25 protein-coding genes and 3 pseudogenes are annotated in these 25,753 nt (G+C 40.1%); 21 read left to right on the top strand and 7 right to left on the bottom strand.

Annotated features, from left to right (window positions below; all coding sequences use genetic code 11):
* The 6 genes and pseudogenes from CQA49_RS10075 to CQA49_RS08005 form a co-directional block, all read left to right on the top strand.
* Positions 1-786: pseudogene (locus CQA49_RS10075) on the top strand (site-specific DNA-methyltransferase); the annotation flags it as partial.
* 48 nt (positions 787-834) lie between these two features.
* Positions 835-1,596, top strand: coding sequence for a TdeIII family type II restriction endonuclease (locus CQA49_RS08025; RefSeq protein WP_115575444.1), 762 nt, complete (start codon positions 835-837; stop codon positions 1,594-1,596).
* A 23-nt stretch (positions 1,597-1,619) separates the two neighbouring features.
* The gene (locus tag CQA49_RS08020; protein WP_115575443.1) at positions 1,620-2,264 is read left to right on the top strand and encodes a hypothetical protein; all 645 of its coding nucleotides are present in this window, start codon (positions 1,620-1,622) and stop codon (positions 2,262-2,264) included.
* Between the two features lie 149 nt (positions 2,265-2,413).
* Positions 2,414-2,509, top strand: a pseudogene (locus CQA49_RS08015) (EamA family transporter); the annotation flags it as partial.
* Between the two features lie 37 nt (positions 2,510-2,546).
* A pseudogene (locus tag CQA49_RS08010) lies at positions 2,547-2,816 on the top strand (glutamine-hydrolyzing GMP synthase); the annotation flags it as partial.
* A 205-nt stretch (positions 2,817-3,021) separates the two neighbouring features.
* Positions 3,022-3,807 (top strand): hypothetical protein, encoded by a 786-nt coding sequence (locus CQA49_RS08005; RefSeq protein ID WP_115575442.1) that lies wholly within the window; start codon positions 3,022-3,024, stop codon positions 3,805-3,807.
* Positions 3,808-3,953: 146 nt separating this feature from the next.
* Here CQA49_RS08005 and CQA49_RS08000 read toward each other — a convergent pair whose 3' ends face one another.
* Positions 3,954-4,727: a polysaccharide deacetylase family protein gene (locus CQA49_RS08000; RefSeq protein WP_115575441.1), complete on the bottom strand. Its 774-nt coding sequence runs from the start codon at positions 4,725-4,727 to the stop codon at positions 3,954-3,956.
* Positions 4,724-7,288 carry a flagellar hook-associated protein FlgL gene (flgL, locus tag CQA49_RS07995; RefSeq protein WP_115575440.1) on the bottom strand — a complete coding sequence of 855 codons (2,565 nt, stop codon included), beginning with the start codon at positions 7,286-7,288 and terminating at the stop codon, positions 4,724-4,726. Before flgL ends, CQA49_RS08000 begins: the two co-directional genes overlap by 4 nt.
* A 323-nt stretch (positions 7,289-7,611) precedes the next feature.
* On the opposite strand from flgL, the gene CQA49_RS07990 reads away from it, so the two are divergent.
* Together CQA49_RS07990 and CQA49_RS07985 are read left to right on the top strand one after the other, a co-directional pair.
* Entirely contained in the window at positions 7,612-8,778 is a 1,167-nt protein-coding gene (locus tag CQA49_RS07990) for a NifS family cysteine desulfurase (RefSeq protein ID WP_115575439.1), read from the top strand.
* An 18-nt stretch (positions 8,779-8,796) separates the two neighbouring features.
* Positions 8,797-9,777, top strand: coding sequence for an iron-sulfur cluster assembly scaffold protein (locus CQA49_RS07985; RefSeq protein WP_115575438.1), 981 nt, complete (start codon positions 8,797-8,799; stop codon positions 9,775-9,777).
* Positions 9,778-9,929: 152 nt separating this feature from the next.
* Here the strand turns inward: CQA49_RS07985 and CQA49_RS07980 are convergent, their stop codons facing one another.
* From CQA49_RS07980 to CQA49_RS07970, 3 genes are all read right to left on the bottom strand, one after another.
* A complete protein-coding gene (locus CQA49_RS07980) occupies positions 9,930-10,118 on the bottom strand; it encodes a hypothetical protein (RefSeq protein WP_147288673.1) in 189 nt (62 codons plus the stop codon).
* The gene (locus tag CQA49_RS07975; protein ID WP_115575436.1) at positions 10,115-10,555 is read right to left on the bottom strand and encodes a hypothetical protein; all 441 of its coding nucleotides are present in this window, start codon (positions 10,553-10,555) and stop codon (positions 10,115-10,117) included. Before CQA49_RS07975 ends, CQA49_RS07980 begins: the two co-directional genes overlap by 4 nt.
* Before the next feature lie 77 nt (positions 10,556-10,632).
* Complete coding sequence (locus CQA49_RS07970) at positions 10,633-10,908, bottom strand: hypothetical protein (RefSeq protein WP_115575435.1); 276 nt, start codon at positions 10,906-10,908, stop codon at positions 10,633-10,635.
* 119 nt (positions 10,909-11,027) lie between these two features.
* Between CQA49_RS07970 and CQA49_RS07965 the strand changes: the two genes are divergently transcribed.
* The 9 genes from CQA49_RS07965 to CQA49_RS07925 all read left to right on the top strand — a co-directional run bounded on the left by CQA49_RS07965 (position 11,028) and on the right by CQA49_RS07925 (position 19,443).
* The gene (locus CQA49_RS07965) at positions 11,028-11,588 is read left to right on the top strand and encodes a hypothetical protein (protein ID WP_115575434.1); all 561 of its coding nucleotides are present in this window, start codon (positions 11,028-11,030) and stop codon (positions 11,586-11,588) included.
* A 112-nt stretch (positions 11,589-11,700) separates the two neighbouring features.
* The gene (locus tag CQA49_RS07960; RefSeq protein WP_147288672.1) at positions 11,701-12,654 is read left to right on the top strand and encodes a hypothetical protein; all 954 of its coding nucleotides are present in this window, start codon (positions 11,701-11,703) and stop codon (positions 12,652-12,654) included.
* Between the two features lie 88 nt (positions 12,655-12,742).
* Positions 12,743-13,822, top strand: coding sequence for a peptide-methionine (R)-S-oxide reductase MsrB (gene msrB / locus CQA49_RS07955; protein WP_115575432.1), 1,080 nt, complete (start codon positions 12,743-12,745; stop codon positions 13,820-13,822).
* Between the two features lie 179 nt (positions 13,823-14,001).
* Positions 14,002-15,195, top strand: coding sequence for an EpsG family protein (locus CQA49_RS07950; RefSeq protein ID WP_115575431.1), 1,194 nt, complete (start codon positions 14,002-14,004; stop codon positions 15,193-15,195).
* A 137-nt stretch (positions 15,196-15,332) separates the two neighbouring features.
* On the top strand, positions 15,333-15,647 hold the full coding sequence (locus CQA49_RS07945) for a 4Fe-4S binding protein (RefSeq protein ID WP_115575430.1): 315 nt from the start codon (positions 15,333-15,335) through the stop codon (positions 15,645-15,647).
* A 98-nt stretch (positions 15,648-15,745) separates the two neighbouring features.
* Positions 15,746-16,864 (top strand): 2-oxoglutarate synthase subunit alpha, encoded by a 1,119-nt coding sequence (locus CQA49_RS07940; RefSeq protein ID WP_115575429.1) that lies wholly within the window; start codon positions 15,746-15,748, stop codon positions 16,862-16,864.
* A 1-nt stretch (position 16,865) separates the two neighbouring features.
* The gene (locus tag CQA49_RS07935) at positions 16,866-17,693 is read left to right on the top strand and encodes a 2-oxoglutarate ferredoxin oxidoreductase subunit beta (protein ID WP_115575428.1); all 828 of its coding nucleotides are present in this window, start codon (positions 16,866-16,868) and stop codon (positions 17,691-17,693) included.
* A gap of 2 nt (positions 17,694-17,695) precedes the next feature.
* Positions 17,696-18,250, top strand: coding sequence for a 2-oxoacid:acceptor oxidoreductase family protein (locus CQA49_RS07930; RefSeq protein ID WP_115575427.1), 555 nt, complete (start codon positions 17,696-17,698; stop codon positions 18,248-18,250).
* 29 nt (positions 18,251-18,279) lie between these two features.
* The gene (locus CQA49_RS07925) at positions 18,280-19,443 is read left to right on the top strand and encodes a DegT/DnrJ/EryC1/StrS aminotransferase family protein (protein WP_115575426.1); all 1,164 of its coding nucleotides are present in this window, start codon (positions 18,280-18,282) and stop codon (positions 19,441-19,443) included.
* A 3-nt stretch (positions 19,444-19,446) separates the two neighbouring features.
* On the opposite strand, the gene CQA49_RS07920 is transcribed toward CQA49_RS07925, so the two are convergent.
* Positions 19,447-20,178: an RNA pseudouridine synthase gene (locus tag CQA49_RS07920; RefSeq protein WP_115575445.1), complete on the bottom strand. Its 732-nt coding sequence runs from the start codon at positions 20,176-20,178 to the stop codon at positions 19,447-19,449.
* 254 nt (positions 20,179-20,432) lie between these two features.
* Between CQA49_RS07920 and CQA49_RS07915 the strand changes: the two genes are divergently transcribed.
* Positions 20,433-21,779: an MATE family efflux transporter gene (locus CQA49_RS07915; protein WP_115575425.1), complete on the top strand. Its 1,347-nt coding sequence runs from the start codon at positions 20,433-20,435 to the stop codon at positions 21,777-21,779.
* A gap of 29 nt (positions 21,780-21,808) precedes the next feature.
* Positions 21,809-22,480 carry an HAD family hydrolase gene (locus CQA49_RS07910; RefSeq protein ID WP_115575424.1) on the top strand — a complete coding sequence of 224 codons (672 nt, stop codon included), beginning with the start codon at positions 21,809-21,811 and terminating at the stop codon, positions 22,478-22,480.
* A gap of 154 nt (positions 22,481-22,634) precedes the next feature.
* Here the strand turns inward: CQA49_RS07910 and CQA49_RS07905 are convergent, their stop codons facing one another.
* Positions 22,635-23,231, bottom strand: a complete 597-nt coding sequence (locus CQA49_RS07905; protein ID WP_115575423.1) for a peroxiredoxin — start codon at positions 23,229-23,231, stop codon at positions 22,635-22,637.
* A 223-nt stretch (positions 23,232-23,454) separates the two neighbouring features.
* Between CQA49_RS07905 and CQA49_RS10070 the strand changes: the two genes are divergently transcribed.
* Positions 23,455-23,610 (top strand): hypothetical protein, encoded by a 156-nt coding sequence (locus CQA49_RS10070; protein ID WP_181882644.1) that lies wholly within the window; start codon positions 23,455-23,457, stop codon positions 23,608-23,610.
* Positions 23,553-25,571, top strand: a complete 2,019-nt coding sequence (locus CQA49_RS07900) for a TonB-dependent receptor (protein WP_309544503.1) — start codon at positions 23,553-23,555, stop codon at positions 25,569-25,571. The genes CQA49_RS10070 and CQA49_RS07900 overlap by 58 nt, the downstream gene beginning before the upstream one ends.
* Positions 25,572-25,753: the final 182 nt, after the last annotated feature.

Here is a 25,753-nt window from a genome sequence, read left to right as displayed (position 1 = left end):
ATATATGAAAATTTAATCAAACAATTTGATATTAATATACACACAAACACAGAGGGAAAGTTCTTTGAAAAATGGTATTTTGATTCCATAAAACAAGAAATTTTATTGCTTAAAAATGAGATATTAAAAGCTAATAAAGATATACAGGATATTTTAATGATTATCTTAAGTCGCACAGCTCGTTCTTGTAGGGCGACTACACATTCTGACTTAGCCACTCTTACCCAACCAATCAATAAAGCTTATTATTGCAGCAAACATGGCAGAATCTGCAAACCATTGTTTAGCATTATCAAGTGGCTTAAAAGTTATTCTAATGATACACTAAAAAGACTTAAGGAATTTAATGCGCTTAAAACAAATACTTTTCAAATATGCCTAAATGGGGATTCTACAAATATAAATTTAAAAGAAAATTTACAAGACAATAATTTTAAAGCCTTGCTTGAAAAGCAAAAAATTGCTGGAATCTTTAGCTCTCCGCCTTATGTTGGGCTTATTGATTATCACGAACAGCACGCTTATGCTTATGATATTTTTGATTTAAAACGAAAAGATGAATATGAAATAGGCAGATTAAGCGAAGGACAAAGCAAAAATGCACAAGAAAAATATGTTAATAAGATAGCAGATGTTTTATTAAATCCTAAGCCATTTTTAAGACAAGATTACAATGTCTTTTTAGTAGCAAATGATAAATTTAATCTCTATGAAAAAATCGCAAAAAAGGCTAATATGCAAATCATAAAACGCTATGATAGAGCAGTAATTAACCGCAGCGAATAAAGATAAAAATAAATACAGCGAAAGTATTTTTCATTTAAAGGAGGGCTGATGATAAAACAAAAAATCAAAGATAGGCTAAAACTTGCATTGAGACAAAAATTTGAAAGTTATAATCCAGAAACTTCATTTATGCCTTTTCATACAAGACTTTTAGGCAAGGATAGAATGGCATTATATAGTTTTATACAAAATTTAAATACAAATTTTAACACGAGTATTTTTGAACCAATTGCCCAAGAACTAGCATCTAATAAGTTTGATGAGATAAAAAGACAAAGTAATGCTGGAGGCATAATAACAAAACAAGCTACAAGAGTAATACAAGATATTATGAACTCTTTAGAAAGTGGGGCTAGCAAGCCAGATAAATGTAAAGAAATTGCTAGAATTTTAGAGGTGGCAAAAAGTGGGGAAACAAGTAAGATAAAGCCCTCAAAAGTAGATTTATTTTTACGCAAAGACAATAATGTATATTTAATCGATATAAAAACAGCCAAACCAAACAAGAGAGGATTCAAAGAATTTAAACGCACGCTTTTAACTTGGATAGCAAGTTATGCTTATGCAAATGATAATGTTAGTATCCATAGTCTTATTGCTATTCCTTACAATCCTTACGAGCCAAAGCCTTATGAAAGGTGGACGATGGCTGGCATGCTTGATTTAGAACAAGAATTAAAAGTTGCAGATGAATTCTGGAATTTTTTAAGTCAAGATGAAAGCTATCATATGCTTTTGAGAGCTTTTGAGGAAGTTGGTATAGAGATGAGAGATGAAATAGATTCGTATTTTAAAAAATTTCAAATCTAAACATTTGATAGAGGGCTAACATAATGCAAAGTTTAAGAGGACAAAAAGCAAAAGAAAATTTTATAAAAGAACATTCAAATATTAGAGTTTTAGCTTTTGTTGTTTTGCTTAATGGCGATACAAGAAAGAATCAATGTGGAGGCGAATTGACACATAAATATTATCATTTTAGTGCTGTGTGCAATAAAACAGGTAAAGAAGAGATATTTTTTCTTGGTTATGATTGCGGCAAGCAATTGCTAAACTTATTAAATATTTCAGCTGATTCTATAAAACTTTTTAATCCACTTACACAAACAAACAATAAAATTATATCAAAGAAAAATACTAATGGTTCTGTTTCTGATAAAATAAAATTCACGCCATTAGGAAATGAGCTTTTTAATCTTACAAATTTAATATGTATTGGGTTGCGATTTAAAAGGACAAAAATAATTGATGACATTAATTCACAGCTTTACAAAAATAAAGACAAAGACCCTCCAGCATATCTTTTTAAATCAATTAATACTATACTTCAACAATATCAAACAACGATACAAGAGATTACTGACAAATTAAAGTGTAATAATCCCAATCTTAAAGACTTTAATTTTGCAAAATCTAGAGAATATCTTAAAAACTATTTTGCTGCTAAAGGTATTATTGATGAAATAATTTGCATTTAACGATACAGCTGTATAAAAATATATTTTAAGCATTGATTACAAAATAATAATCTTTTAATAATTTCTTTTATAACATTGCTGCATATTTTTCATTTGTGCTATATTTTACACAAAAAATGCTATAATGCAAAGAAAAGCAAAGGATGCTAATGTTGCGGATAATTAAGCATAATCTTGGTGTATATTTCATGATTTTAGCTTACCTTGAATTTGCGTTGGTTGGGGCTTGCGCCAAGATTCTAAACGATGGGCTGTTATTACATTGATTATTTTTGCAACATAAAAAATAAACTATATGATAGCGTATGGCAGGCATTTTGCGTGTTATTAAATGTCCGCAGTGTCGGCGTTATGGGCGATAACCGCACTTATGATAACGCAATTTGCGTGCGCGCAGTAGAAGCCTTAGATGGCATGACAGCAACTTTCGCGCACCTCCCGCATGAATTTTTAGAGCGCGTAGCAAATAGAATCATAAACGAAGTGGAGGGCGTAAATCGTGTGGTTTATGATATTACCTCCAAACCACCGGGCACGATTGAGTGGGAGTAGGGAATAAAAAATAAGTTGTATTTTAAGCAAAAAGTTAAGCTGAAGATAAAAACTTTATGGTGTTCCTTTTGAGTTTAAGGGAAAACTATAGTATTAGAAATGATGATTATCCAATAGTGCAAGATTTAGTAAGCTCTGGAGTATTGAGTGATAAGGGAGCTCTATTTATGTACACACCTAAGGCAAATATTTCTAGGATAAACAAATGATTGCATTATATGTGTTTGTTGTCATACCTTTATGGGTATTTATACGTCTATTTTTTGTATGTGGCATTCTTGTTTTTATCATCAATCTTATACGCAAGATTCTGAATAAAACAAAGATTTCTTATACACTCTTTGCTTTGTTGTCTGCATTTTTTGGTAGTATTGTTTTTATGATTTTATGGCTTAGTGAAACTACTATAAGTTTTGCCATATTTGACCCAAAATACTACACATTTCAGAAACTATGCCAAGAATCTGGCTTGTATGTCTATGATAAAGATTTATATCAGCAGATAACAAAACAAGAAAAACTTTACAACGAGCTATCAAAAAACTTCGATAACAACAACGCATTGAAGCAAGAATTTGAACTCAACAAAGAGCGATATATGCAACAATTTAGTCCAAAGAGTTTTAGTGAAAATGATTTATTGCATCACGCAAAAGAAGTATTTCTAAACAATAAGGCTAGTGAGATGGCGCCACTGCAACTACACAATAGTGAAAAATGGCGTAATGCCCTAGGAAGTGAGGGTGATACCAAACTATCTGCGATAGAGGATAGAATCTATGAGAGTAAAGAGGTCATCTATGCGTATTGCGTGGATAATCCGCTAGATTCCTGCCCCACAGATAAGAAACATATCATTGCTTTGGAAAAAGATTATATATACTATTCCCCACAATTTCAGCTAAAAATGACGACAAACTTTGACCCAGAAGTTAGGACAAAAGGCTTTATGCGTTGTCAGAATACTAATGCATTGCATATTGAGGATTAAAATAGATTTAGTAACAAATATGCTATAAAGCAGATAAAAATAATAAAATCATCTTAGACAAAGATGACGCGTAAGGAATTTAAATCAAATGTAAAAGATGATGATTATGCGGATATTTTATATAGGCATTAAATCTAAGATTATTCTTACAACAACCACCTAAACAGCTTCAAGCTCAAACTGCTAGAATACACAAAAAGTTGCTTTTTGAGTGCAAAGAGGCTATTTGTGGGCGTGATGATATTATTTGCCTCAAGGCTCGTGCCTTGGAAATTTGTGCCATTTTGCGCGGTGTAAAAACTACTAAATCCCAGCGTTTTAGCTGTGCGCAGGAGGTTTTGATCCCACTGCCCGCGGGGCCATAAAAGATGCGTTGTCTCATTTTTAAGATTTTTAGCAATCAAATCTTTTGAAAGCTTCGCGTCCTCGTGCCATGGCTTACGCACAAAGTTTGAAAGCTGATAAGTATGCGTCATCGAGCCAAAGCTAATAAGCCCATCGCATGCGCGCAATTCCTCCCATGTGCAAACCACGCTACGCGGATTTTGCGCTAGGGCTAAAATCGCTTCATTATGTGGCAAGTGAGAATCCGCCATATTAGGTTCTTTGAGCGCTTGAATGCTAGATTCTTCAATCCATTCTGTCGCGATGAAAACACCCGCCTTCGCCCAAAAATGCTTCAAAATCGGATAGGCATTTTCATAAAAATCTCTCCACCCGCCTTCAAAAATCACAAGCACGCATTTCCCGCTCAAAGGCTCTTTTTGTGTCTTGCGCGTGCTAAACTCATCAAGGCTTAGAAACTCATAGCCCTTTTTCTTAAGATAGGCAATTTGAGATTCAAATTCTTTCACTCTTATGCTGTGAGAATCCGCCATATCGCGGACATGCTCGTATTTAATGATTGGAATATTTTTCATAGGTAATTCACCAGCGACATTTGATTAATGCGGCTTGTAGAGGACAGCACGGCATTATAGTTTGTTGTGAGATTTGAGAAGTGATTATAGGTTTGCGCGACATCTGTGCCTATGTTGTCACTTTTGATTGAGGCGATTTGCACTTTTAGCACTTCATTGCGGCGGATGGCGTTTTCAAAGCTCCTGCCATGCGCGCCATTTTGAGCGATCATCTTTTCGATATGATTGCTAAAATGCCCAAAAAGCTCGATGCTATTTTGAATCCCGATATTTCGCATATCCGGGTTGTAGTTCTCCCCAAAGCTATCAGGGCGGTAGATTCCGCTACGCACCGCGGTGATAATCTCATCAATCCCTTCAAAAATACTCACATCGGGCTGATCGATTGTAAGCGCATTATTTGCATTAAAGGTAAGGAAACTGCGATGATTACGCAACGCATCATCGGAAAACTCATTGCTTTGCGCGTTATAAATCATAAACTGCATGCGCGAGATTGAGCGCATCGTGTCTTTTATCTCCATTTTACCCTGTGGCGTGAGATTGACTTCCATACGACTTTTATACGCTTTGATAAGCTCTTCATAGGCTTTTTTACCTTCCTGCGTTGGCGTGCCATCTTGCAAGAGCGTGTTTAGGTAGCTTTGAGAATCTTGATTTGTGAAATTTAGCGCGATACCTATAGAATCCATAAGTTGGCGGTAAGTCACATCATCAGCCTTTGTGAGATTTACCGCTGGTGGCTCATCGTGGGGGTTATAAAGCGGGATTCTAAGCTCGGCGCTTTCTGGCTTTGTGGGATCAAAATCTGGGTTTGGCAATACGAGAAACGAGCCCTGCGCGTTGCTAAATTCTACTTTTGCAAAGATTGGGATTCCGTTATGATCGCTTAAGTCAAGATTATACACCTGTCCATCGATGCTTCCTCCCGCAACTTCGGAAAGCTTCGTCTCATCAGTGGCAAAGCCCATGCCGCCTTTGAGAATCTGCTGAACATTTGAAACAAGCTTAGAGCCACGATTTTCAAAACTCACTCTATCATATTCCATTTTGTAGTCATTGCGTATGCCTTGACTTTCCACACCACGCGAAAAAGTCGTAAGATTGATACTAAAGCCACTCTCGCCATTAAAAGGCGGCTCAAGCATATCAGTATCCAAATTGCGCACATTATTATCTCTAAAAGTTAGCTCACCATTGATGATTTCGCCTTCTAGCTTCCCGCCAAAATGCAGACTAATAGCCTTTAGTAAGTCGCGCACCTGCATATCATCATCGATACTTATTTGCAGATTCTCAATCGGTGTAGAATCCACCTTGCCATCATTTGTGTTTGGGCGCGTGCCTGCAAAGACTAGAGAATCAATTTCAGGCGGAAAAATATCCCTAATCTTTGTTGTGAGCGTGGCTGGCGCGTTATCTTTGGTGAGAAAAGTGCTAGGCAAAGTTGAGATTCTATGATCGTAATTATCGCGCACAGATTCTAAGTGGCTTTGCGTGTATGAGCCTAAAAATGGGCTTTTTTGGAAGCTTGTGACGCGCGCGCCCATTTTTTGCAAATCATCGACATTTTCTACATCTGCATTGCTTGAGATAAGGTGAAAGTCAATGTTTGCATTGCCCGGATCAAGGTTTTTTATTTCAATCTCGCCCCAATAATTCATACTCACATCAACGACTTTATTTTTTGTCGTGTTGCCAAACTCTCTACCGATTTTTTCGAGCAAATCCTGCACGCGCGTGGCGTTTTTTTCATTGTTATAGCCCACATCAAAAGAAAATTTGCTCTTAAAGCTCGTGCCATCTGGGCGCACACCGCGCATATAGAAAAACTCCTTGCCATTATTTGTCGTATCTCTATCATCATCGCCTATCAAATCGCGCAAGGTGTCGCTTTCTTTGATATAGACTTCTTCGGGTATATCGCCACGGCGGATTCTATCCATTATGTCGGGGTTGAGCTTGCTTTGGTTAAATTTGCGGATATTTGTTGTGATACTTTTATAGCTATCAGAATCTCGCCCAAAAAATAGCTCCTGCCCGGTAATATTATAAGGCATAAGATTGTTTGAGCTTATAAGTGTCTCTAATCTATCGCTATTGCCTTTATACTCACCACTTTCGGTAAATGGGCGGATTTTTACATTACTTCCTGCAAAGAGGAATTCCCCGCCGATAGAAGTATTTGCGATATTTAGCATATGTTCTTTAAGCTTTTCCAAATCCCTTGCAATCGCCTCGCGCGAAGTAGGCGAGTGGATATCGTTTGCCGCTTGGATAAGCTTTGTGTTAAATTGCAAGGCAGTTTCTGAAAGCTCGCTCAAGGCTTTGTCAGTATTAAGCGTGCGCGTGTAGGCGGTGTTTGAGTTATCAATTCCTTGATCAAGCGTGAGTTCTTCGTATTCAAGCTTTAGATTCTGATTGAAAACCGAGCTATCTTGGTAGCCATATTGGATTTTTAACCCAGAGGCGATTTTTGTATTTATATCTGAGAGCTTTTGCTGCATGGTGGATTGATAGTAGTTCATTTGATTGTATTTTGTGCCAAAAGTGATACGCATATTCTCTCCCTAGAATTAAGCTAAATAGGCATTGTGTCGCGCTAAACCTTAATATTAGAATCTAGCGTTTTAGAAATCCGTCCTTGGATTTAACTTCACAAGTTTCGGTAATTCTTCATAAACTTTTACTAAGCAAATAAGATTCCCTCGCGCATTTTGAGTGCGATTATTTTTTAAAGGAGAATTTTTACCCAAAGTCAAAATTAATTAATAAACATTGTGTAAAATCCGCCTCGCTTCTTGTAAGCAACACAATAAGTCTTCAAAATGGCTAAAAAGCCTATGATACGCAAAAAAGACACAAATATTAGTTAGGAGAAAAGATGAAAGGTATTTATTTAGACAATAATGCCACAACGATGGTTGATCCGCGTGTAAAGGCGATTATGGAGCCATATTTTTGTGAAAATTATGGCAATCCAAATTCTTTGCACAAATATGGCACAAGCATTCATAGACCTGTGGCAGAGGCGATTGATAAGCTTTATAAGGGCATTAACGCAGATGATGAAGATGATATTATCATCACTTCTTGCGCGACAGAATCTAACAATTGGGTGTTAAAAGGCGTGTATTTTGATCTTATTTTTAATAAAGAAAAAAATCACATTGTAACGACTGAAGTCGAGCACCCAGCAGTAGGCGCGACATGCACTTTTTTAGAATCTCTTGGCGTTGAGGTTACGCGCTTGCCGATAAATGCAGAGGGGAATATTTCTGTCAAGCAGGTTGCAGAGGCGATTACGGATAAAACCGCGCTTGTTAGCATTATGTGGGCGAATAATGAAACGGGGTTGATTTTCCCTATTGAAGAGATTGGTGCGCTTTGTAAGCAAAGAGGCGTGCTTTTCCACACTGACGCGGTGCAGGCGATTGGTAAGATTCCCGTTGATGTGCAAAAGGCACAGGTGGATTTTCTAAGCTTTAGCGCGCATAAGTTTCACGGACCAAAGGGCATTGGCGCGCTTTACATTAGAAAAGGGATTGAGCTTACGCCACTTTTACATGGGGGCGAGCATATGCGTGGAAGGCGCAGCGGGACGCTAAATGTGCCTTATATCATCGGTATGGGCGAGGCGATGAAATTAGCCGTTGAAAGCTTGGAATTTGAGAATCTCGAAGTGCGAAAAATGCGTGATTACCTCGAAGATGAGCTTTTGAAGCTTAAAGATGTCTTTGTCGTGGGAAGTAGGGAAAATCGCGTGCCAAATACGACGCTAATTAGTGTGCGTGGGATTGAGGGCGAAGCGATGTTGTGGGATTTAAACAAAGCTGGAATCGCATGCTCTACAGGAAGTGCGTGCGCGAGTGAGGATTTGGAAGCAAACCCCGTGATGGTGGCAATTGGCGCGGATAAAGAGTTGGCGCATACCGCAATCAGAATCTCCCTTAGTCGCTTTACGACAAGAGAAGAGATTGAAACAATGCTAGAGGTGTTTGAAAAGGCGGTTGCGCGCTTGCGTAATATCTCTAGCTCTTATGCAGAATAACAACAAAAAGGAAAAATTATGGCAAAAAATGATTTATTAGGCGGGGCGTTGTGGGACGCATATAGTCAAAAAGTAAGTGATAGAATGGATAATCCAACGCATTTGGGCGTTTTGACACAAAAAGACGCTGATGCGAAGGGTGCAAAGCTTATCGTGGCGGATTATGGTGCAGAATCTTGTGGCGATGCGGTGAGGCTGTATTGGTTGGTGGATTCTGAAGATAGAATCATCGATGCGAAATTTAAGAGTTTTGGCTGCGGGACGGCGATTGCAAGCAGTGATATGATGGTTGAGCTCTGTCTTGGTAAAAAGGTGCAAGACGCGGTAAAAATCACAAATCTTGATGTGGAATATGCCTTGCGCGATGATCCAGACACGCCCGCGGTGCCGGGGCAAAAGATGCACTGCTCGGTGATGGCATATGATGTGATTAAAAAAGCTGCGGGGATGTATTTGGGCAAAAGTGAAGAAGATTTTGAAGATGAGATCATCGTGTGTGAGTGCGCGCGCGTGAGCCTTTCGACAATTAAAGAAGTGATAAGACTGAATGATTTGAAAAGTGTTGAGGAAATCACAAACTACACCAAAGCAGGCGCGTTTTGTAAAAGCTGTATAAAACCCGGCGGGCATGAGAAGAGAGAATATTATTTGGTGGATATTTTGGCTCAAGTGCGCGCTGAAATGGAATCTGAAAAGCTCAAAGAAAATGTCGCTAAAAGCGCGCAAGGTGCGCTTGCGTTTAAAGAAATGACAATGGTGCAGAGGGCGAAAGTGGTGGATTCTCTCATCGATGAGAAAGTGCGCCCGATGCTTATGATGGATGGCGGGAATATGGAAATTTTGGATATTAAGGATTCTAGCGACGGGCATGTGGATATCTATATCCGCTACCTTGGGGCGTGCAGTGGGTGCGCGAGTGGCGCGACAGGCACGCTTTATGCGATTGAAGGGATTTTGCAAGAAAACCTCGATCCGAGCATAAGGGTGTTTCCGATATAAAGGTTTTTAAGGTATTACAGAATCTGTGGCGTGGGGCAGATTCTGATTTTTCATAAATTTTAAGACAATACTAAATTTATCTTAACTCTATCTTTGCAATATCCACTTCGCGCACAAAGCCCACGATGCTTTCCATTTCATTTTTTTCTGGATTAAATTAAGACGACTTTTTTAAAGCCATTGTAAGATTTTGGGTCGGCTAAAAATGTCATAATCACATCTGACCTTATGCTTGGCTCTTCATAGATTTTCACCTCGCCGGTTGGGTTTTTGAAAACGATATTAAGCTCGAAGGTATTCTCTTTGATGATATTTTTAAGCTCTATTGTGCGATTCATCATAGAAGTAAGAATGCAATTTGTAAATTCCTCGATATCACTCTTTTCGTTGCACTCGATATTGCGCGACTATCCTCGCCCACCGCTTCAGCGCTATTGCAAATGCCTTTTTCAACCCTACTTAAACCCTGCGCTTGGCAGTTAAAGCTTGCTTTTATATTTGGGTAGAATCCACTCAAGCTTATAGCATTGCTCTTGCCATTTTCCTCCGAACATGAAAGAGAATCAAGCAATTTTGAACTGCTAAAGTTTATGCCCTTATCAGTTGCTTTTATGAGGGTAAATTCCGTGTTGTAGCACTCCTCTTTTTTCTTGCCTTTAAGGTATTTGCATTTGTTGTCAAAATACCTTTCTGTGGGTTTTGCGGTGTTGCCACTGATGAGAATCTCAACTTCGCTAGGGCTTTCGCACCTAAGCCTGTCTTTAAATGGATCTACCAAGCTATATTCTTGCCTAGAAACAATGCCTAGTATGCAAATCGTGTTTTGCGCGTCTAAAATTTCACAATCATAAATGCTTAACTTTCTTTGCTTCTCGCATGGTCCAAAAGAGGAAAGCGGATTGCATAGCTCAAACTCGCCATAAACACCCTCCCACGGGTGATTATGGCTAAAGTTTTGGAATCTTTGCTAGCGTAGATTCTGGGATAATGCTCTTCTGTTTCCTCATCTACTTCATTTGGCGTAGCAGTTACAAACGAACAAACAAGCAAAAATGCAACTAAGCAAAACAAGGCTTTTGTCGGGGCTGTGGAACTTGTGGCAGTGTTTTTTGCATTGTCGTAGATTCTCATTGAAACTCCTTTGTGGCTAGGTTTTGTGGGTATTATGGCGAAAATGCCAGTTTAAGGATTTTTAAAAGACACACAAAATACAATACGTAGCTTGAAATTTTAAAATTTAGGAGTTTGGAATGAGTAGATTTAGGAGTGGCTGGGATATAGCCTTTTGGGCGTTTGTCGCCGTGTATGCATTTTGTATTGTTTATAAATCAAGTATGCCATTAATGAGTGGCGATGATATAGCTTTTTTTATGGGTTTGCGTGATGGTGGTAGTGCTTGGCATGGATTGGATTTTGGCAGTAAGCGATTTTTTCCATTGGCTGGGTGGAATCTTAATTTGATAGCTAGCATTTCGACAAGTCCTTATGCTTTTATGATTGGGAATGCACTTGTTTTTGTTATTATCGCGTGCTGTTATTATGCACTAGCTAGGAGTTTTGGCGCAAACAAAGCACTTGTTTTTGTGAGTTTTGTGATTTTTGCCCTGAGCGTGGGCTATGTAAAGATAATCACACAGATTCCCTTCCCTGAAAACACGCAGATAATGTTTTTGCTCCTTTTCTTGCTTTGCGTGCAACGCGTATTTGTCAAAATGAAAAACCCTGATATATATATATATATATATCATACTTGCGCTCGTGTTTGGAAACGCGGTTATTTACCTCAAAGAAGTTTCGTTTGTCTTGATTAGTGGCTTTGGCTTTACATCACTTTTCTTAGCTTTCCTTAATACTCGCTTTTTTCAAGCTCCAAAACCTTCGAAAATCTTTGTAATTTTTAACTGCCTCTTAATGCTTAGCGGTGTGATTTTTCTGCTGTTGTATGTGTATTTTACGCATGGTGCTACTGGGGCTTATGATAAACTTGATGTTTTTAGCCCAACGCGCACTTTTGTCGTGGCGATTTTGGGCGCACCGCTTGTGAGTATTGCTATGCCTTGTATGTTTTTGTATCGATTGTATCGCGTTGTGAAGTATAAAGATTCTCTAAATATATTTTGGGATAGCGTGTTGCTTATTGCGCTTGCGTATTTTTGCGCGTTTTTGATGCTTGGCATGGGGAGTTTTCATTATTTTATGCCGGCAAATGTTTTGGTGTGCTTGTATGGGCTTTTCTTTTTGAATCTTTATGGGCGCGCATTGATGAAAAGTATAATCTTGTGGGGCATAGTCGTTGTGAGCGGGCTTATTTTGGCGCTAAATACCATTCCGCAAGGCTTGCATTATTTCACGCTTAATAAAACGCAAATGCGTAATATGCAAGATTCTATGGAGTTTTTAGCCAAATATATAAAAGAAAATCCGGGCACCACGCTTTATTTTGATGGATTCTGTCGCGGGCGGGATAGATGCTATTATTACTGGCAGTATGGTGCTGTTTTTGATATTTTGCCTAGAATCTATGGTGTGGAGGATTTTGATATCAAGTCAAATGAGCCAAATGGCAAAAATTTCACCCCAAAGCCAGACGCAAAATTTAGCTTTTATGCTAATGATGAGGTGAGCGAGCCTAAAAGTGGCGACTTGCTTTTTGTGAGCTTTATGAGTGACAAGGCAATTTCGCAAGAATATATTAAGAATCTAAAGGAGAAAGAGGAATTGCTTTTTGAGACAGATAATTTTGGTTATATTCCTTCATATAATCTTATGAGCTTTGGTGCGCTGGCATTGCAAAAATTAGGAATCAAGCACTCGCTAAACAATATGGGGAATCCTTTGCGACTGCCATCGCAAATGTATGTTTTTAGGATTCGGTAATGGCGGATCCTAAGCGTTATTTTCTCTAAATGTTAATTTCTTTGGGCTAGGATTTGGTTTTTGCAAGTCTTATTTTGAAGGAAACAAAATGCCTAGAATCTGCAAAGTGGCTCTGCTTATTTTATTCTGTATCTTGCAGGCTTTTGGTGCGCAGAATCTAGCGCAAAATCAAACGCAAACCACGCAAGAAAAGCCAAAGGAGAAAATTATGGAATCTGCTCAAAATCTTAAGACAATTTATCTTGCTGGCGGGTGTTTTTGGGGATTGGAAGCATATATGAAAAAGATCTATGGCGTGCAGAGTATCGAGGTGGGCTATGCCAACGGAAAGACGCAGGAGACGAGCTATCAAATGCTGCATGTGAGCGATCATGCTGAAAGTGTGAAAGTGGTGTATGATAGCGAAAAACTCCCGCTGGAACGACTTTTGAAGTATTATTTCAAAGTGATAGATCCAACAAGTATCAACAAGCAGGGCAATGATCGTGGGCGGCAATATCGCACGGGAATCTACTATTTGCCAGAATCTGCTGGTGATGAGCTAATCGCGCGCGCGGAGTTGGATACCCTGCAAAGCAAATACAAGGAAAAAATCCAAGTCGAGCTAGAGCTGCTGAAAAACTATGTGAGGGCAGAGGAGTATCACCAAGACTATTTGGCGAAAAATCCCGGCGGGTATTGCCATATCGACTTAAACAAGGCGCGCGAGCCAATCATTGAGGCAAAGGACTATCCAAAGCCAAGTGACGCCGAGCTCAAAGCACGCCTAAGCGCCTTGCAATATAGCGTGACGCAAAAGAAAAACACCGAGCGCGCCTTTAGTAACGAATATTGGGACAACCACGCGCGCGGAATCTATGTAGATGTGGTGAGCGGTGAGCCACTTTTTAGCTCGAGTGATAAGTATGATTCTGGTTGTGGGTGGCCGAGCTTCACAAAGCCTATTGCAAGGGAGGTTGTGAGCTTTGAAGAGGATAGGAGCTACAATATGATACGCACGGAGGTGCTTTCACGCGCTGCGAAGTCGCATTTAGGGCATGTGTTTAATGACGGACCGAGAGAAAAGGGTGGGTTGCGTTATTGTATCAACAGCGCGTCAATTCGCTTTGTGCCTTTGGAATCTATGGAAAAAGAGGGCTATGGGTATTTGATAGAGTTTGTGCGCTAGATTTTTGCGCGTTGTCTTGCGGAGGTTTGCGCCCATTTGCAAAAATATCCTTAAGCCCATTTTTTGCTTTTTTTGTTACAATTGCGCTTTTTTATGAAATTTTTACAGGAGATTTGGCACGTGTGTGACAAGAAGACTACGGCAACAGGCAATTTTTGCAGAATCTATAGGGGTAGTAAATGGTAAAGCTTAAAAAGATAGATTTTTCAAATGCGCGTTTGCATTTTGCGTTTGAAGGCTTGATTGCGCTTATTCCTTATCTTATTTTACCTTTTAGCGCACCGATTGCATTTTTTGCTGCGTTATTTTTACTGCTTGTGCTTTCTTTTTTCTCACCCGGTAGATTTGCTCGAGTAGCGCTTGGAATCTGCATAGCCATAGGCGGAGCGGTGAGTTATTCAGATTGTGATTTATGTCAGGGGGATTTGATAAATTACTATACTACTTATACAAATCTTGCACACGGAAATTTAGATTCTATATTCGATTATGGTAAGGGTGTGGAGTTTTTATTGCCATTGTATTGGTTTTTTTGGACATTAATTTTTGGTCAGATAAGTAGTGTTCACTTTGATATTTTGAATGTATTTACACAGTCTATTTTATTGTTGATTTGGATTGAGAAATATAGTGCAGAACGATTAAGCAAGCAAGAAATTGCTGTTTGTATAGTATTGGTATTTTTGTTGTATGAATTTTTGGGTGGAGGATGGCTCATAAGACAGTATTATTCAAGTATTTTTTTACTTTTTGCACTTACAGCATATAGTAGATTTAAAATATTCTTTTTTTTATTATTGGCTTTTCTGTGTCATACAAGTGCAATTTTATTTTTTGTAATCTTTTATATTTTGCAAAAATACCCAAAAAGTGGATTTATTGTCATGGGTTTTTTGGCTTTTATGTTTGTTTCTCAGAGTATTTTTCCTGTAATATTTAATTATGTGGATATATTGCCAGATTTTTTTAAACTTAAGCTTGGCGTTTATACCAAAGTTATGCAGGATGGTGCACTTCCATCCCCAAGATATTTAATTATAGGTTTTATTCTGGTGCTTTACAGTTTAATATTTTTTAAAAAAATTGATTCGCAATGGAGATGGATTATTATTCTTTATGGTCCTATTTGCTGTATTGCTGGTTTTATATCTATCCATTTTTTTGAACGTTTAGTTGTGTTGTATTATGCCGTTGCTTCTGGGTTTTTCTTTTTTGTAGTATTAAAAAATTCATATGTTATGCTTTATTTGTGGGCATTTATTTTGTTTATAGATAGAATAAGGACATATATAAAATTTAAAGATAATCCTATTGGTTCTTTTGTAAATTTCTACCCCATCACCGGTGACTGGTTTTATTTCCTCTTGCAGTAGCTTTTTGTCACCGCTTAAACTTTTCAAACTTTCTTTAGAAAAAGTTTAACAAATATTTAAACTTTTATCCTTTACTATTATCTGTATTTTGTCATTGTCAAAGTTTAGAATTCACAACAAGGAAACAAGGAGGAAGTATGGGGCTTAAGCAAGCGCCGGAGAATGTTCCGGTTTGGATTGATGAATCAAGGTGCAAGGCGTGCGATATTTGCGTTTCGCTCTGTCCGAGTGGTGTGCTTGGTATGCGAAAAGATGAGCATAAGATTCTGGGGAAAATCATTTCTGTAGCGCACCCTGAAAGTTGCATTGGCTGCTATGAATGCGAGTTGCATTGCCCGGATTTTGCGATATTTGTCGCGAGCAAAGATGAATTTAAATTTGCAAAACTCACAGCAGAATCTAAGGCGCGCGCGCAAATGGTGAAAGAAAATAAATTTATGGCGCTAGAATAGAGCAGGGCAAGCAGAAACCTAGCAACACTAGTGAGCATAAAAATTAAAAAAGTGTGAATCTTAAGTAACAACAACACACAATAAGTTAAGGAGAGAGTATGCGAGAGGTAATCACAGGGGGAAATGAGTTGGTGGCGCAAGCGGCACTTGAATGCGGGTGTAGTTTTTTTGGCGGCTACCCAATTACGCCTTCAAGCGAGATAGCGCATGAGATGAGCGTTGAGCTTCCCAAAAGGGGCGGGAAGTTTATCCAAATGGAAGATGAGATTGCAGGTATTTCGGTAGCACTTGGTGCGGCGATGAGTGGGAAAAAGGCAATGACAGCGACTTCTGGTCCGGGAATCTCACTAAAAGCAGAGCAGATAGGCTATGGTTTTATGGCGGAAATCCCGCTTGTAGTGGTTGATGTCATGCGTGGCGGTCCATCTACCGGACTTCCTACGAGGGTTTCGCAAGGCGATATCAATCAAACAAGAAATCCAAGCCATGGCGATTTTTGCTCTATTGCCCTAGCAGTTGGGAATCTAAACGAGGCTTACACGCAAACAATCCGCGCGTTTAATCTCGCTGAAAAATACATGACGCCTGTATTTTTGCTCCTTGATGAGACTATCGGGCATATGCATGCGCGAGCGCAGATTCCGGAATTGAGTGAGATAGAGATTATCAACCGCGCCGAGTTTAAAGGCGATCCAAAGGACTACAAGCCCTATGGCGTAGAGGCTGGCAAGCCCGCGGTGCTAAATCCATTTTTTAAGGGCTATCGCTACCATATTACGGGATTGCATCATGGCGCGACAGGATTCCCAACAGAAGATGAGAAACTCTCGCAGGATTTGATTGATAGGCTTTTTGCCAAGATTGAAAACAATGTCGATGACATTGTGGAATTTGAAGAATACAAGCTAGAGGACGCAGAAATTGCGCTTATTTGCTATGGTTCGGTGTCTTTGTCAGCCAAAGAGGCGATAAACTCTTTGCGTAAAAATGGCGTAAAAATCGGAATGTTCCGTCCTATCACGCTTTGGCCTAGTCCGCAAAAACAGCTTCAAGCACTCGGTAAAAAAATCAATAAGATTCTTGTCGTCGAGCTTAACAAAGGGCAGTATCTTAGGGAAGTTGAGCGTATCTTAAAGCGCGAAGTAGCGTTTTTGGGCAAGGCAAATGGCAGGAGTATCGCTCCTAGCGAAATCATTAACAAAATACAGGAGTTGTAGCATGGCATTTAATTACGAAGAATATCTACGAATGGATAAAATGCCCACACTTTGGTGCTGGGGTTGTGGCGATGGCGTGGTGCTTAAGGCTGTGATTAGGGCTATTGACACTCTTGGTTGGAAAATGGACGATGTGTGTATTGTGAGCGGGATTGGCTGTAGCGGGAGATTCTCTTCTTATGTCAATTGCAACACCGTGCATACCACGCATGGGCGCACGCTTGCTTACGCTACGGGCATAAAGCTTGCAAATCCGGATAAAAAGGTGATTGTGATTTCTGGAGATGGCGATTCTATGGCAATCGGGGGGAATCACACGATTCACGCGTGCTGTAGGAATATTGATCTCAATCTCGTGCTTATTAATAACTTTATCTACGGGCTTACAAACTCTCAAACCTCGCCTACAACGCCAAAAGACTTTTGGACTGTGACAGCGCAATATGGCAATATCGATCCTAGCTTTGATCCTTGCTCTATTGCTTCATCAGCGGGCGCGAGCTTTGTAGGGCGTGAAAGTGTGCTAAGTCCCAAAAAGCTTGAAAAGCTCTTGGTAGAGGGCTTTAGCCATAATGGTTTTAGCTTCTTTGATATCCACAGCAATTGCCACATTAATCTCGGGCGCAAAAACAAAATGGGCGAAGCCACGCAAATGCTTCAATGGATAGAATCTCGGCTTGTTTCAAAAGCGAAATTTGACACGCTAAGCGATGAGGAAAAAATCGGAAAATTCCCAACAGGCGTGCTAAAACATGATACAAATAAGATAGAGTATTGCAAGGCATATGATGAGGTGATTAAAAGAGCGCAAGCTAAGGGAGGGAAGTAACTATGGAATACCAGTTGCGATTTACAGGTGTCGGTGGGCAGGGCGTTTTGCTCGCAGGGGAGATTCTCGCAGAGGCAAAAATAAAAGACAAAGGCTATGGCGTGAAAGCCGCTACTTACACAAGTCAGGTGCGTGGCGGACCAACGAAGGTGGATATTTTGCTTGATAGCGAGGAGATTTTGTATCCTTATGCGAGTGAAGGCGAAATCGACTTTATGCTTTCCACCGCGCAGGTGAGTTATGATTCTTTCAAAAGTGGCGTGAAAAAGGGCAATATCATCGTCGTTGAGCCAAACCTTGTAAAACCCAGCGAAGAGGATAGGAAAAATTATAGAATCTATGAGATTCCAATCATCACCATCGCCAAAGAGGAAGTGGGAAATGTCGTAACGCAGTCAGTTGTGGCGCTTGCGATTACCGTTGCGATGACAAAGTGCGTGGATAGGGAAATCGTCTTTGAAACAATGCTAGAAAAAGTCCCTGATAAAGTCAAAGATGTCAATAAAAAGGCATTTTTGCTAGGTGAGAAATACGCGCAAGAGGCGCTAAAAGCTTAGATTCTGTAGGCGCGAATAAAAGGGCGAGTGTGGAGATTCCATTTATTGATATTGCTAAAATAAATGCGCGCTTTTGCTTTACGCAGGCGTTTGAAAAAAATCTTTCACGCGCGCAGTTTATTTTGGGCGAGGAATGTCAAGCCTTTGAGCGCGAGTTTAGCGCGTATTGTGGCGCGAAATACTGCGTGGGCGTTGGCAGTGGATATGATGCGCTGTTTTTAATTTTGAAAGCTTACAAAGAGCTCGGCAAACTGCGTGATTTTGATGAAGTGATCGTGCCGAAAAATAGCTATGTCGCAAGTGCTTTTGCCATCACGCAAAATAATCTCACGCCCATTTTTGCCCCGCCGAGAGAAAAGGATTTTTTGCTTGATTGCTCGGCGTTAGATTCTCTATTAAGCCCGCGCACAAGGGCGATTATGCCTGTGCATTTGTTTGGGCAGTTGTGTGATATGCGCGCGATTTTAGATTTTGCCAAAAAGCATGATTTGCTTGTGATTGAAGATAGCGCGCAGGCGCATGGCGCGTATTTTGCTAATTTTAATACAGAATCTAAACCTTTAAAGCGCGCAGGGAGTTACGCAAATGCGGGGGCTTTTAGCTTTTATCCAGCGAAAAATCTCGGTGCGTTGGGCGATGGCGGTGCGGTGGTGAGTGATGATGAGGCTTTGATACGCACAATCCGCGTCATCGCAAATAGTGGCAGTGAAAAAAAATATATCCACACTTTGCAAGGGGTTAATTCGCGTTTAGATTCTATCCAAGCGATGTTTTTGCGTCAAAAATTAAAAGCGCTAGATTCTGATAATTCCGCGCGACGCGAGGTTGCAAAGGCATATTTGCAAGGAATTAAGCACAAAGATATTTTACTTCCAGCCCTTGCAGATTATGAGCCAGATTCTACGCAATCCGCCCAAACTAGCGATATTTTGCACGCATCTTCTCATGTGTGGCATCTTTTTGTCTTGCGCTCACCGCGCCGAGATGCGTTGCAAGAGCATTTGCGCGCACAAGGGATAGAATCTCTTATCCACTATCCGCTTCCAATCCACAAGCAAAAGGCTTTTGCGCAATATAATGCGCTCAATCTGCCAAACCAAGATTTGCATTCTCAAATCCTTAGCATTCCAATTAGTCAAGTCCAAGATGAGGCGACTACGCAAAAAATTATTCACGCGATAAATAACTTTTAATACCTAAAGCTCCAATTCCTTTGGTGGCGCAGAAGTGATTTTATGCCCTAAAATCTCTATGCGATGCGCATGCAGCAAAAGGCGCTTGTAGTCTATCCCGCCATAGATTTTGTCTCCGACTATCGGGTGCCCGATACTGCTTAGATGCACGCGGATTTGATGTGTCCTGCCTGTGGGGATAACTACCTTTAGCAAGCTTTTTTTGCCCTGTATCGCCAAAGGCTCGATATGCGTGATTGCCTCCAAGCCATTCTTATCAATGCGCGATTTTGCAAAGCCATGCTTTTTGTGCGTTGTGATGGGCTTTGTGATGGTGAGCGCTTCTGGGATTATCCCAGAAACAAGCGTGCGATATTCCTTATACACCTGCCTTTTTTTAAACGCCACTTTTGCCTGCTCCAAAAATGCGCTATTTTCCTTCGCTAGCAAAATCACCCCACTGCATTCCCTATCAAGCCGATGAAGTAGCACAAAACCATCATTTTTATAAAAAGATTCCAACTCATAAGATTCTATAAACGCGGGCTTTTCAAGCGCTAGCAAATCCTTGTTTTGGTAGAGAATCTGCGGTTTAGCAATCTCTTGCACCTCAAAGCGAGAATCTAGCGCAATTTCTTCTCTTGCAAGCTTCAAGCGCACGCCATTTGCGCGCACAAGTCCTTTGTCAATAAGCATTTTTGCGTGATTGTGTGAGATGTTTTTTGCCTGTGCGAGGAGTTTATAAGCTTTTTGCATTCTGCGCGCCTTTGTGTCTTTGGTTTGTGTTCTTTGTATGTTTTGCGAGCCAAACAATACCATAAATTTTAAAATCGCATTGCCTTAAGATTTTTGCTTGTTTTTAGGATTCTAAGCTAAAATTGCATTTCAAAATTCCGCCACAAAATGGACGCGACAAATCCACGATAAATTTTAAGCGCAAGCAAGGCAAATGAGTAAGCAAGGCAAATAGGCGTAAACAAGGCAAGACAAAGGCAAAAAAAGGAAAAACAATGGCAAAAAATATCGACATAAGCAAAGATTCTCTCACGCGTTTATTTTTTTACTTTTTTATCCCAAATCTCTGCGCTATGCTCGCACTTTCCACCTATTCCACATTTGATGGAATCTTCGTGGGCAAAGCCATCGGCGACAAGGCGCTAGCAGCTATTGGTGTGTGCTGGCCTGTGTTTCCAGTATTGATTGCATTTGAGTTGCTTTTTGGTATGGGTGCGGCAAGCATTGCTTCGTATTATTTAGGCAAGGGACAGGAGCACAGGGCGCGCCTTATGTTTAGCTCGGTGTGTTATTTTGCGTTTTTTAGTAGCGTTATTTTGGGCTTTGTGCTGTTTTATTTTGTGGATTCTATAGCGCTTCAGCTTGGGGCAAATGATGAGATCGCGCCTTTTGTGGTGGAGTATCTGCGCGTGATTTTTTTAGGCTCGTTTATTATCGTGTTGCATCCGCTTTTAGATGTTTTTACGATTAATGACAAGCGCCCCGTTCTTGCGATGAGCGCGATGATAGTAGGCTCTGTGGGCAATATCATCTTAAATTACCTCTTTTTGTTTGTCTTTGAAATGGGAATCTTTGGCGCCGCGCTTGCTACGATTTTGGGGCATTTTATGGGAATGTGTATTTTGCTGACGCATTTTATTTTCAAAAAAGGTAAGATTTATTTTGTGCGCGCTTTTGACTTCCGCTCACTCTTTGCTTCCGCGCGCAATGGCGTGCCTCAAAGCTTTTCAGAGCTAAGCGTGAGCTTTGTGATGATATTTTTTAATCACCTACTTAGAGAGCTTGGCGGGAGCAATGCGCTTTCTGTGTATAGCATTTTGCTTTATAGCGGGACGATTATTTTTACCGTGATTCTCTCATGCGCGCAGGGCGTGCAGCCCATTGCGAGTTTTAATTACGGTGCGCGCGAGTTTGTGCGGGTAAAAAAAATCTATCTTTTTGTGGTGGCTTTTGCCACGGCGTGTGGATTTTTGCTTTTTGGGCTTTTTAGCGTGTTTGATACGCATATTATTAGCCTTTTCTTGCGCGAGGATACGGCGCATTTGCTAGATTCTACTTCGCATGCGATGCATATTTATTTTTTAGGTTATATCTTTTTGGGCTTTAATCTTGTAAGCTCGATTTTCTTGCAGTCAATCCAGCGCCCGCTAAGTTCGTTTATTGTGACGATTTCGACAAATCTTTTGTTCGTCGTGGCGTTGCTGTATATTTTGAGCGCGCATTTTGGCATCGATGGAGTTTGGGCGAGCTACCCGCTTTCGTTCCTTTGCGCGAGCTTTGTAACCTTTGGCGTGATATATTATGAGTTTCGCAAGGGCGCGCTTAGCACGCAAAAAAATTAGCAAAATACACAAAAATTTTAGGAGCAAAAATGAATAAAGAAGCGGTGATTTTATTTGATTTGGACGGGACGCTGATAGATTCTACACCTGCGATTGTGGAGAGCTTTTTACACGCATACAAGGTGCATAATGCCCCACCGCCAAAGAGAGAAGGGATAATCCAAAGTATCGGACACACGCTAAATTCAATGTTCGCGCAAAATGGCGTAAAAAGCGAGGAGGTAGAATCTTATGTGAGCGCGTATCGTGAGTGCTATCGCGCGCGTATGGAAGAGGGCACGACATTGCTAGAGGGCGCAAGGGAGGCGATTTTGCAAGCACATAGTTTCGCAACTCTTGGCGTGGTGACGACAAAGCGCGGAGATTTTAGCGCGAAGCTTTTGGAGAGTTTTGGCGTTTTGGAGTATTTTGCAATCGTGCTTGGGATCGAGCAAGTAGAAAAGCCAAAGCCAGATTCTGAGCCGATTTTAAAGGCGCTTGAGTATATTAAAGCGAGTTTGGGACGTGAAATTGCGCGTAAAAATTGCTTTATGGTAGGTGATACGATTTTAGATTTACAAGCGGCAAAAAATGCTAAAATCAATGGAATTGGCGTGCTATGTGGCTATGGAAGCAAGCAAAGTTTAGAAACCTTTAACACCCCACTTTGCAAAAACGCGCTAGAAGCAGTGGCATTTGTAAAAAATCTTGTAAAAAATTAAGATTGCAATTTTATGGGTGAAAATTTAAAAAATTAGTAAGAAGTTAAGAATCTAAAATAAGGACTTTAGAATCTCAAAGTATCTAAAGAAAGCTCAAAATCACTCAAGGCGAGGGACACTCACCTTAAGCGCTTTATTAAGCTAATAAAACAAATTATAGCTTGTCTGCGTTTTGGCTTAGGTATTCTGCTACGCCTTTAGCGTCTGCTACCATACCTTTTTCGCCCTTTTGCCAGCCTGCTGGGCACACTTCGCCATGTGCTTCAAAGTGCAAGAGCGCATCGCACATTCTCACCATTTCATCGACATTTCTACCAAGTGGCAAGTCATTTACCACCGCATGGCGGATCACTTTATTTCTATCAATCAAAAAGCTTCCGCGCAACGCCACCGCGCTATTAAATAGCACATCATAATCGCGTGAAATTTGCTTTGTGATATCTGATACCATAGGGAAAGTCACCGCGCCGATACCGCCTTCTTTCACCGGTGTGTTTCTCCACGCAAAATGCACTTCTTTAGAGTCAATAGACACGCCAATCACGCTAAATCCGCGCTCTGCAAAGTCTTTCACCCTATGATCAAACGCGATAATCTCGCTCGGACAAACGAAAGTAAAATCCTTTGGCCAAAAGAACACTACTGCGCCATTTTTGCCAATATTGCTATAAAGGTTGAAGTTATCATCAAAAGTCCCATCTGCCTTGATAGCCTCTGCTGTGAAATCCGGTGCTGGTTTTGTTACTAGCATAAAAACTCCTTTTTTGTGATTAAAATTTATTGATAACGAAAAATTATCACTCGCGATTGTAATAAATATTAGTAACAAAACACTAAATTCGCCCAAAATTTCCCACATAAGCCTATATTTTTTTATACATTAAGTTTATTTTTATATAAATAGTTGCAAAATACCCGCTTTGAGATTCTGAACTTTAATCCCAGAATCCCGCAAAAATAACACAGGAGCAACAATGAAAACATATCCCAAACTTTCCCTCGCACTTATTAGCGTATTACTAAGTGCAAATCTCGCCCTCGCAGATGACGCGACAAACCAACCTAGCACACAATCAAACACAGCACAATCAACCACAAATCAATCTACTACCCCCCCCCTCAAAGCATAAAACAAAACACCGACAAAGTCTATGACTTAGGACGCATCGAGGTTGTCGGAGATTCTCGCCCAGATAACAACCCAACGGTAAGCACCGTTACCGCAGAGGATATTGCAAACACAAGCTCAAAAGATGTTGCAGAAGCGCTAAGATTCACGCCGGGTGTGTTTATCCAACCACCAACAGGGCAGAGAGGTGAGCCCGGAATTGGCATCAGAGGCTACAGCGTGACACAAGTAGGACTTTTTATCGATGGGATTCCGGTAAATTCAATCTATGATAGACAAACCGACTGGGGACAATTTGCTAGCTTTGGCGTTTCTGAAATCTCTGTTTCCAAAGGCTACACAAGCCCGATTTATGGTATGAATACCATCGGTGGTGCAGTCAATATTATCACTTCCAAACCAAAAGATAAACTTGAGATAAACGCAAAATACGACTTCATCACAAATAACGAAAACCGCGCCGCAGTATCAGTTGGCACAAATCTTGGCAAATACTACGCGCAGTTAAGCTATTCTTTCACAGGCAGAAACTCTTACAATCTCTCAAATAACTTCACACCTACACCATATCAAGGCAGTGGCGAAAAGCGCAACAGCTACTATAAAAATCACACTTTACGCGTTAAAGTAGGCTATGAACCAAATGAAAACCACGAATACAGCCTTAACTTTATCTACCAAAAAGGTGAAAAAGGAGGTATGCTTAATGCTAATGGTGGTGGTAGATTCTGGCAGTGGCCAAATTATGACAAAATCACAGCCTATATCTTAGGGAACTCGCGATTAAGCGAAAAGCTTTCATTAAATAGCAGAATCTATATGGATAGATTTTACAATAATCTTCAAATGTTAGGTGGCAATGGAGCCAACAACACTATTACAGCAAATGGATTTCGTGGATTAAGCACTTATGATGATTATGCAGTTGGTGGGATTTTCACACTTGGCTATGATTTTGATGAAAATAAAAAACTCAAAGTTGGCTTAAATCTTAAATCTGATATGACTAATCATACTGATAAGCCACTGCCCGGAGCTACAGGCACAAATGATAATGAAAGTTTTAAAGACTTAAGCACTTCAATTTTTGCCGAATACACACAGCGTATTAATCAAACTTTTCGTTTTGCGGTTAATGGGAGCTATGATAGAAACGATTTGCTAAGTGTGAAAACTGATGAAGTTAAAGATACAAGCGCTAAGCATTTACAAGGCTTCACATTGCAAGCGATAGGCTATGCATATGTAAATGAATATGTAGCACTTTATGCAAATATAGGACAAAAATCAAAACTTCCAACACTCAAAGATAGATTCTCAGAAACTTGGGGCTCTCGTGTGCCGAATCCAAATATTTTGCCAGAATCTGCAATTAACTACGAGTTAGGCACGCAGATTGAATATGACACAGGAAAGATTACATTTGCGCTTTTCTATAACGATATGAGAAATATGATGATTACAGCAAGTATGCCAAATAGCGCTTGTTCTGCAGGAAGAGATTGCGTGCGTTTAGAGAATGCAAAAGAAGGCTATGCATATGGTGGGGAAATAAGTATTGCACAAAGCTTTTTTGATGAAAAACTTCGCTTTAATGCAAACTATACCTATACACAAAAGAAAGCCACAAACCCAGATGGAACTAGCTATGGTGTAGATGGCTCGAGAATCTTAGACTATCCAAACCATATTGCTAATGCTTCGCTTATTGTCGCCCCAATCAAGCAATTTGATTTGATTGCGTTAGCTACTTTCCAAAGCAAACAATGGTATGTATTGGACAATATCTACTCACAAAATAATGATATTTTCCTTATTGATTTAAAGGCAAATTATCATGTGATTAAGGATTTGACTTTGAGCCTTGGCGCATATAACTTGCTTGATAGAAATTACTATTATGGTAGCGGTTACTATCAAGCAGGACGCAGAATCCTAGCGGGCATAGAGTATAAATTCTAAAGCGGATTCTAAAAATCCGCACCCCGCGCAAACCTAGATTTTGTATTCACAAGGAATTTTCGTTACGCGCCAGCGTAACCCAATCTCGCCCCTTGCGTGGTGAAAAAAAGCGGTGATTTAGCATTAGCAGAAGTGCTAATGCCCGATTTTTTTCTAGCAAGGGAAACAGCGAGGCTCTCCCC

It is taken from the genome of Helicobacter sp. MIT 00-7814, assembly GCF_003364115.1.
Lineage (GTDB): Bacteria > Campylobacterota > Campylobacteria > Campylobacterales > Helicobacteraceae > Helicobacter_F.
Note: the sequence above shows the minus strand (reverse complement) of the source record. Positions and strands in the feature narration are given on the sequence as shown.

Excerpts from the sequence above, each read along its gene's own strand:
- msrB (WP_115575432.1), top strand. The coding sequence starts at position 12,743 with ATGCCTAGAATCTGCAAAGTGGCTCTGCTTATTTTATTCTGTATCTTG.
- CQA49_RS07915 (WP_115575425.1), top strand. The coding sequence starts at position 20,433 with ATGGCAAAAAATATCGACATAAGCAAAGATTCTCTCACGCGTTTATTT.
- CQA49_RS07905 (WP_115575423.1), bottom strand. The coding sequence starts at position 23,231 with ATGCTAGTAACAAAACCAGCACCGGATTTCACAGCAGAGGCTATCAAG.
- CQA49_RS08025 (WP_115575444.1), top strand. The coding sequence starts at position 835 with ATGATAAAACAAAAAATCAAAGATAGGCTAAAACTTGCATTGAGACAA.
- CQA49_RS07910 (WP_115575424.1), top strand. The coding sequence starts at position 21,809 with ATGAATAAAGAAGCGGTGATTTTATTTGATTTGGACGGGACGCTGATA.
- CQA49_RS07965 (WP_115575434.1), top strand. The coding sequence starts at position 11,028 with ATGAGTAGATTTAGGAGTGGCTGGGATATAGCCTTTTGGGCGTTTGTC.
- CQA49_RS07935 (WP_115575428.1), top strand. The coding sequence starts at position 16,866 with ATGGCATTTAATTACGAAGAATATCTACGAATGGATAAAATGCCCACA.
- CQA49_RS07940 (WP_115575429.1), top strand. The coding sequence starts at position 15,746 with ATGCGAGAGGTAATCACAGGGGGAAATGAGTTGGTGGCGCAAGCGGCA.
- CQA49_RS08005 (WP_115575442.1), top strand. The coding sequence starts at position 3,022 with ATGATTGCATTATATGTGTTTGTTGTCATACCTTTATGGGTATTTATA.
- CQA49_RS07945 (WP_115575430.1), top strand. The coding sequence starts at position 15,333 with ATGGGGCTTAAGCAAGCGCCGGAGAATGTTCCGGTTTGGATTGATGAA.
- CQA49_RS07990 (WP_115575439.1), top strand. The coding sequence starts at position 7,612 with ATGAAAGGTATTTATTTAGACAATAATGCCACAACGATGGTTGATCCG.
- CQA49_RS07920 (WP_115575445.1), bottom strand. The coding sequence starts at position 20,178 with ATGCAAAAAGCTTATAAACTCCTCGCACAGGCAAAAAACATCTCACAC.
- CQA49_RS10070 (WP_181882644.1), top strand. The coding sequence starts at position 23,455 with ATGAAAACATATCCCAAACTTTCCCTCGCACTTATTAGCGTATTACTA.
- CQA49_RS08020 (WP_115575443.1), top strand. The coding sequence starts at position 1,620 with ATGCAAAGTTTAAGAGGACAAAAAGCAAAAGAAAATTTTATAAAAGAA.
- CQA49_RS07980 (WP_147288673.1), bottom strand. The coding sequence starts at position 10,118 with ATGATGAATCGCACAATAGAGCTTAAAAATATCATCAAAGAGAATACC.
- CQA49_RS07930 (WP_115575427.1), top strand. The coding sequence starts at position 17,696 with ATGGAATACCAGTTGCGATTTACAGGTGTCGGTGGGCAGGGCGTTTTG.
- CQA49_RS07985 (WP_115575438.1), top strand. The coding sequence starts at position 8,797 with ATGGCAAAAAATGATTTATTAGGCGGGGCGTTGTGGGACGCATATAGT.
- CQA49_RS08000 (WP_115575441.1), bottom strand. The coding sequence starts at position 4,727 with ATGAAAAATATTCCAATCATTAAATACGAGCATGTCCGCGATATGGCG.
- CQA49_RS07970 (WP_115575435.1), bottom strand. The coding sequence starts at position 10,908 with ATGAGAATCTACGACAATGCAAAAAACACTGCCACAAGTTCCACAGCC.
- CQA49_RS07950 (WP_115575431.1), top strand. The coding sequence starts at position 14,002 with ATGGTAAAGCTTAAAAAGATAGATTTTTCAAATGCGCGTTTGCATTTT.
- flgL (WP_115575440.1), bottom strand. The coding sequence starts at position 7,288 with ATGCGTATCACTTTTGGCACAAAATACAATCAAATGAACTACTATCAA.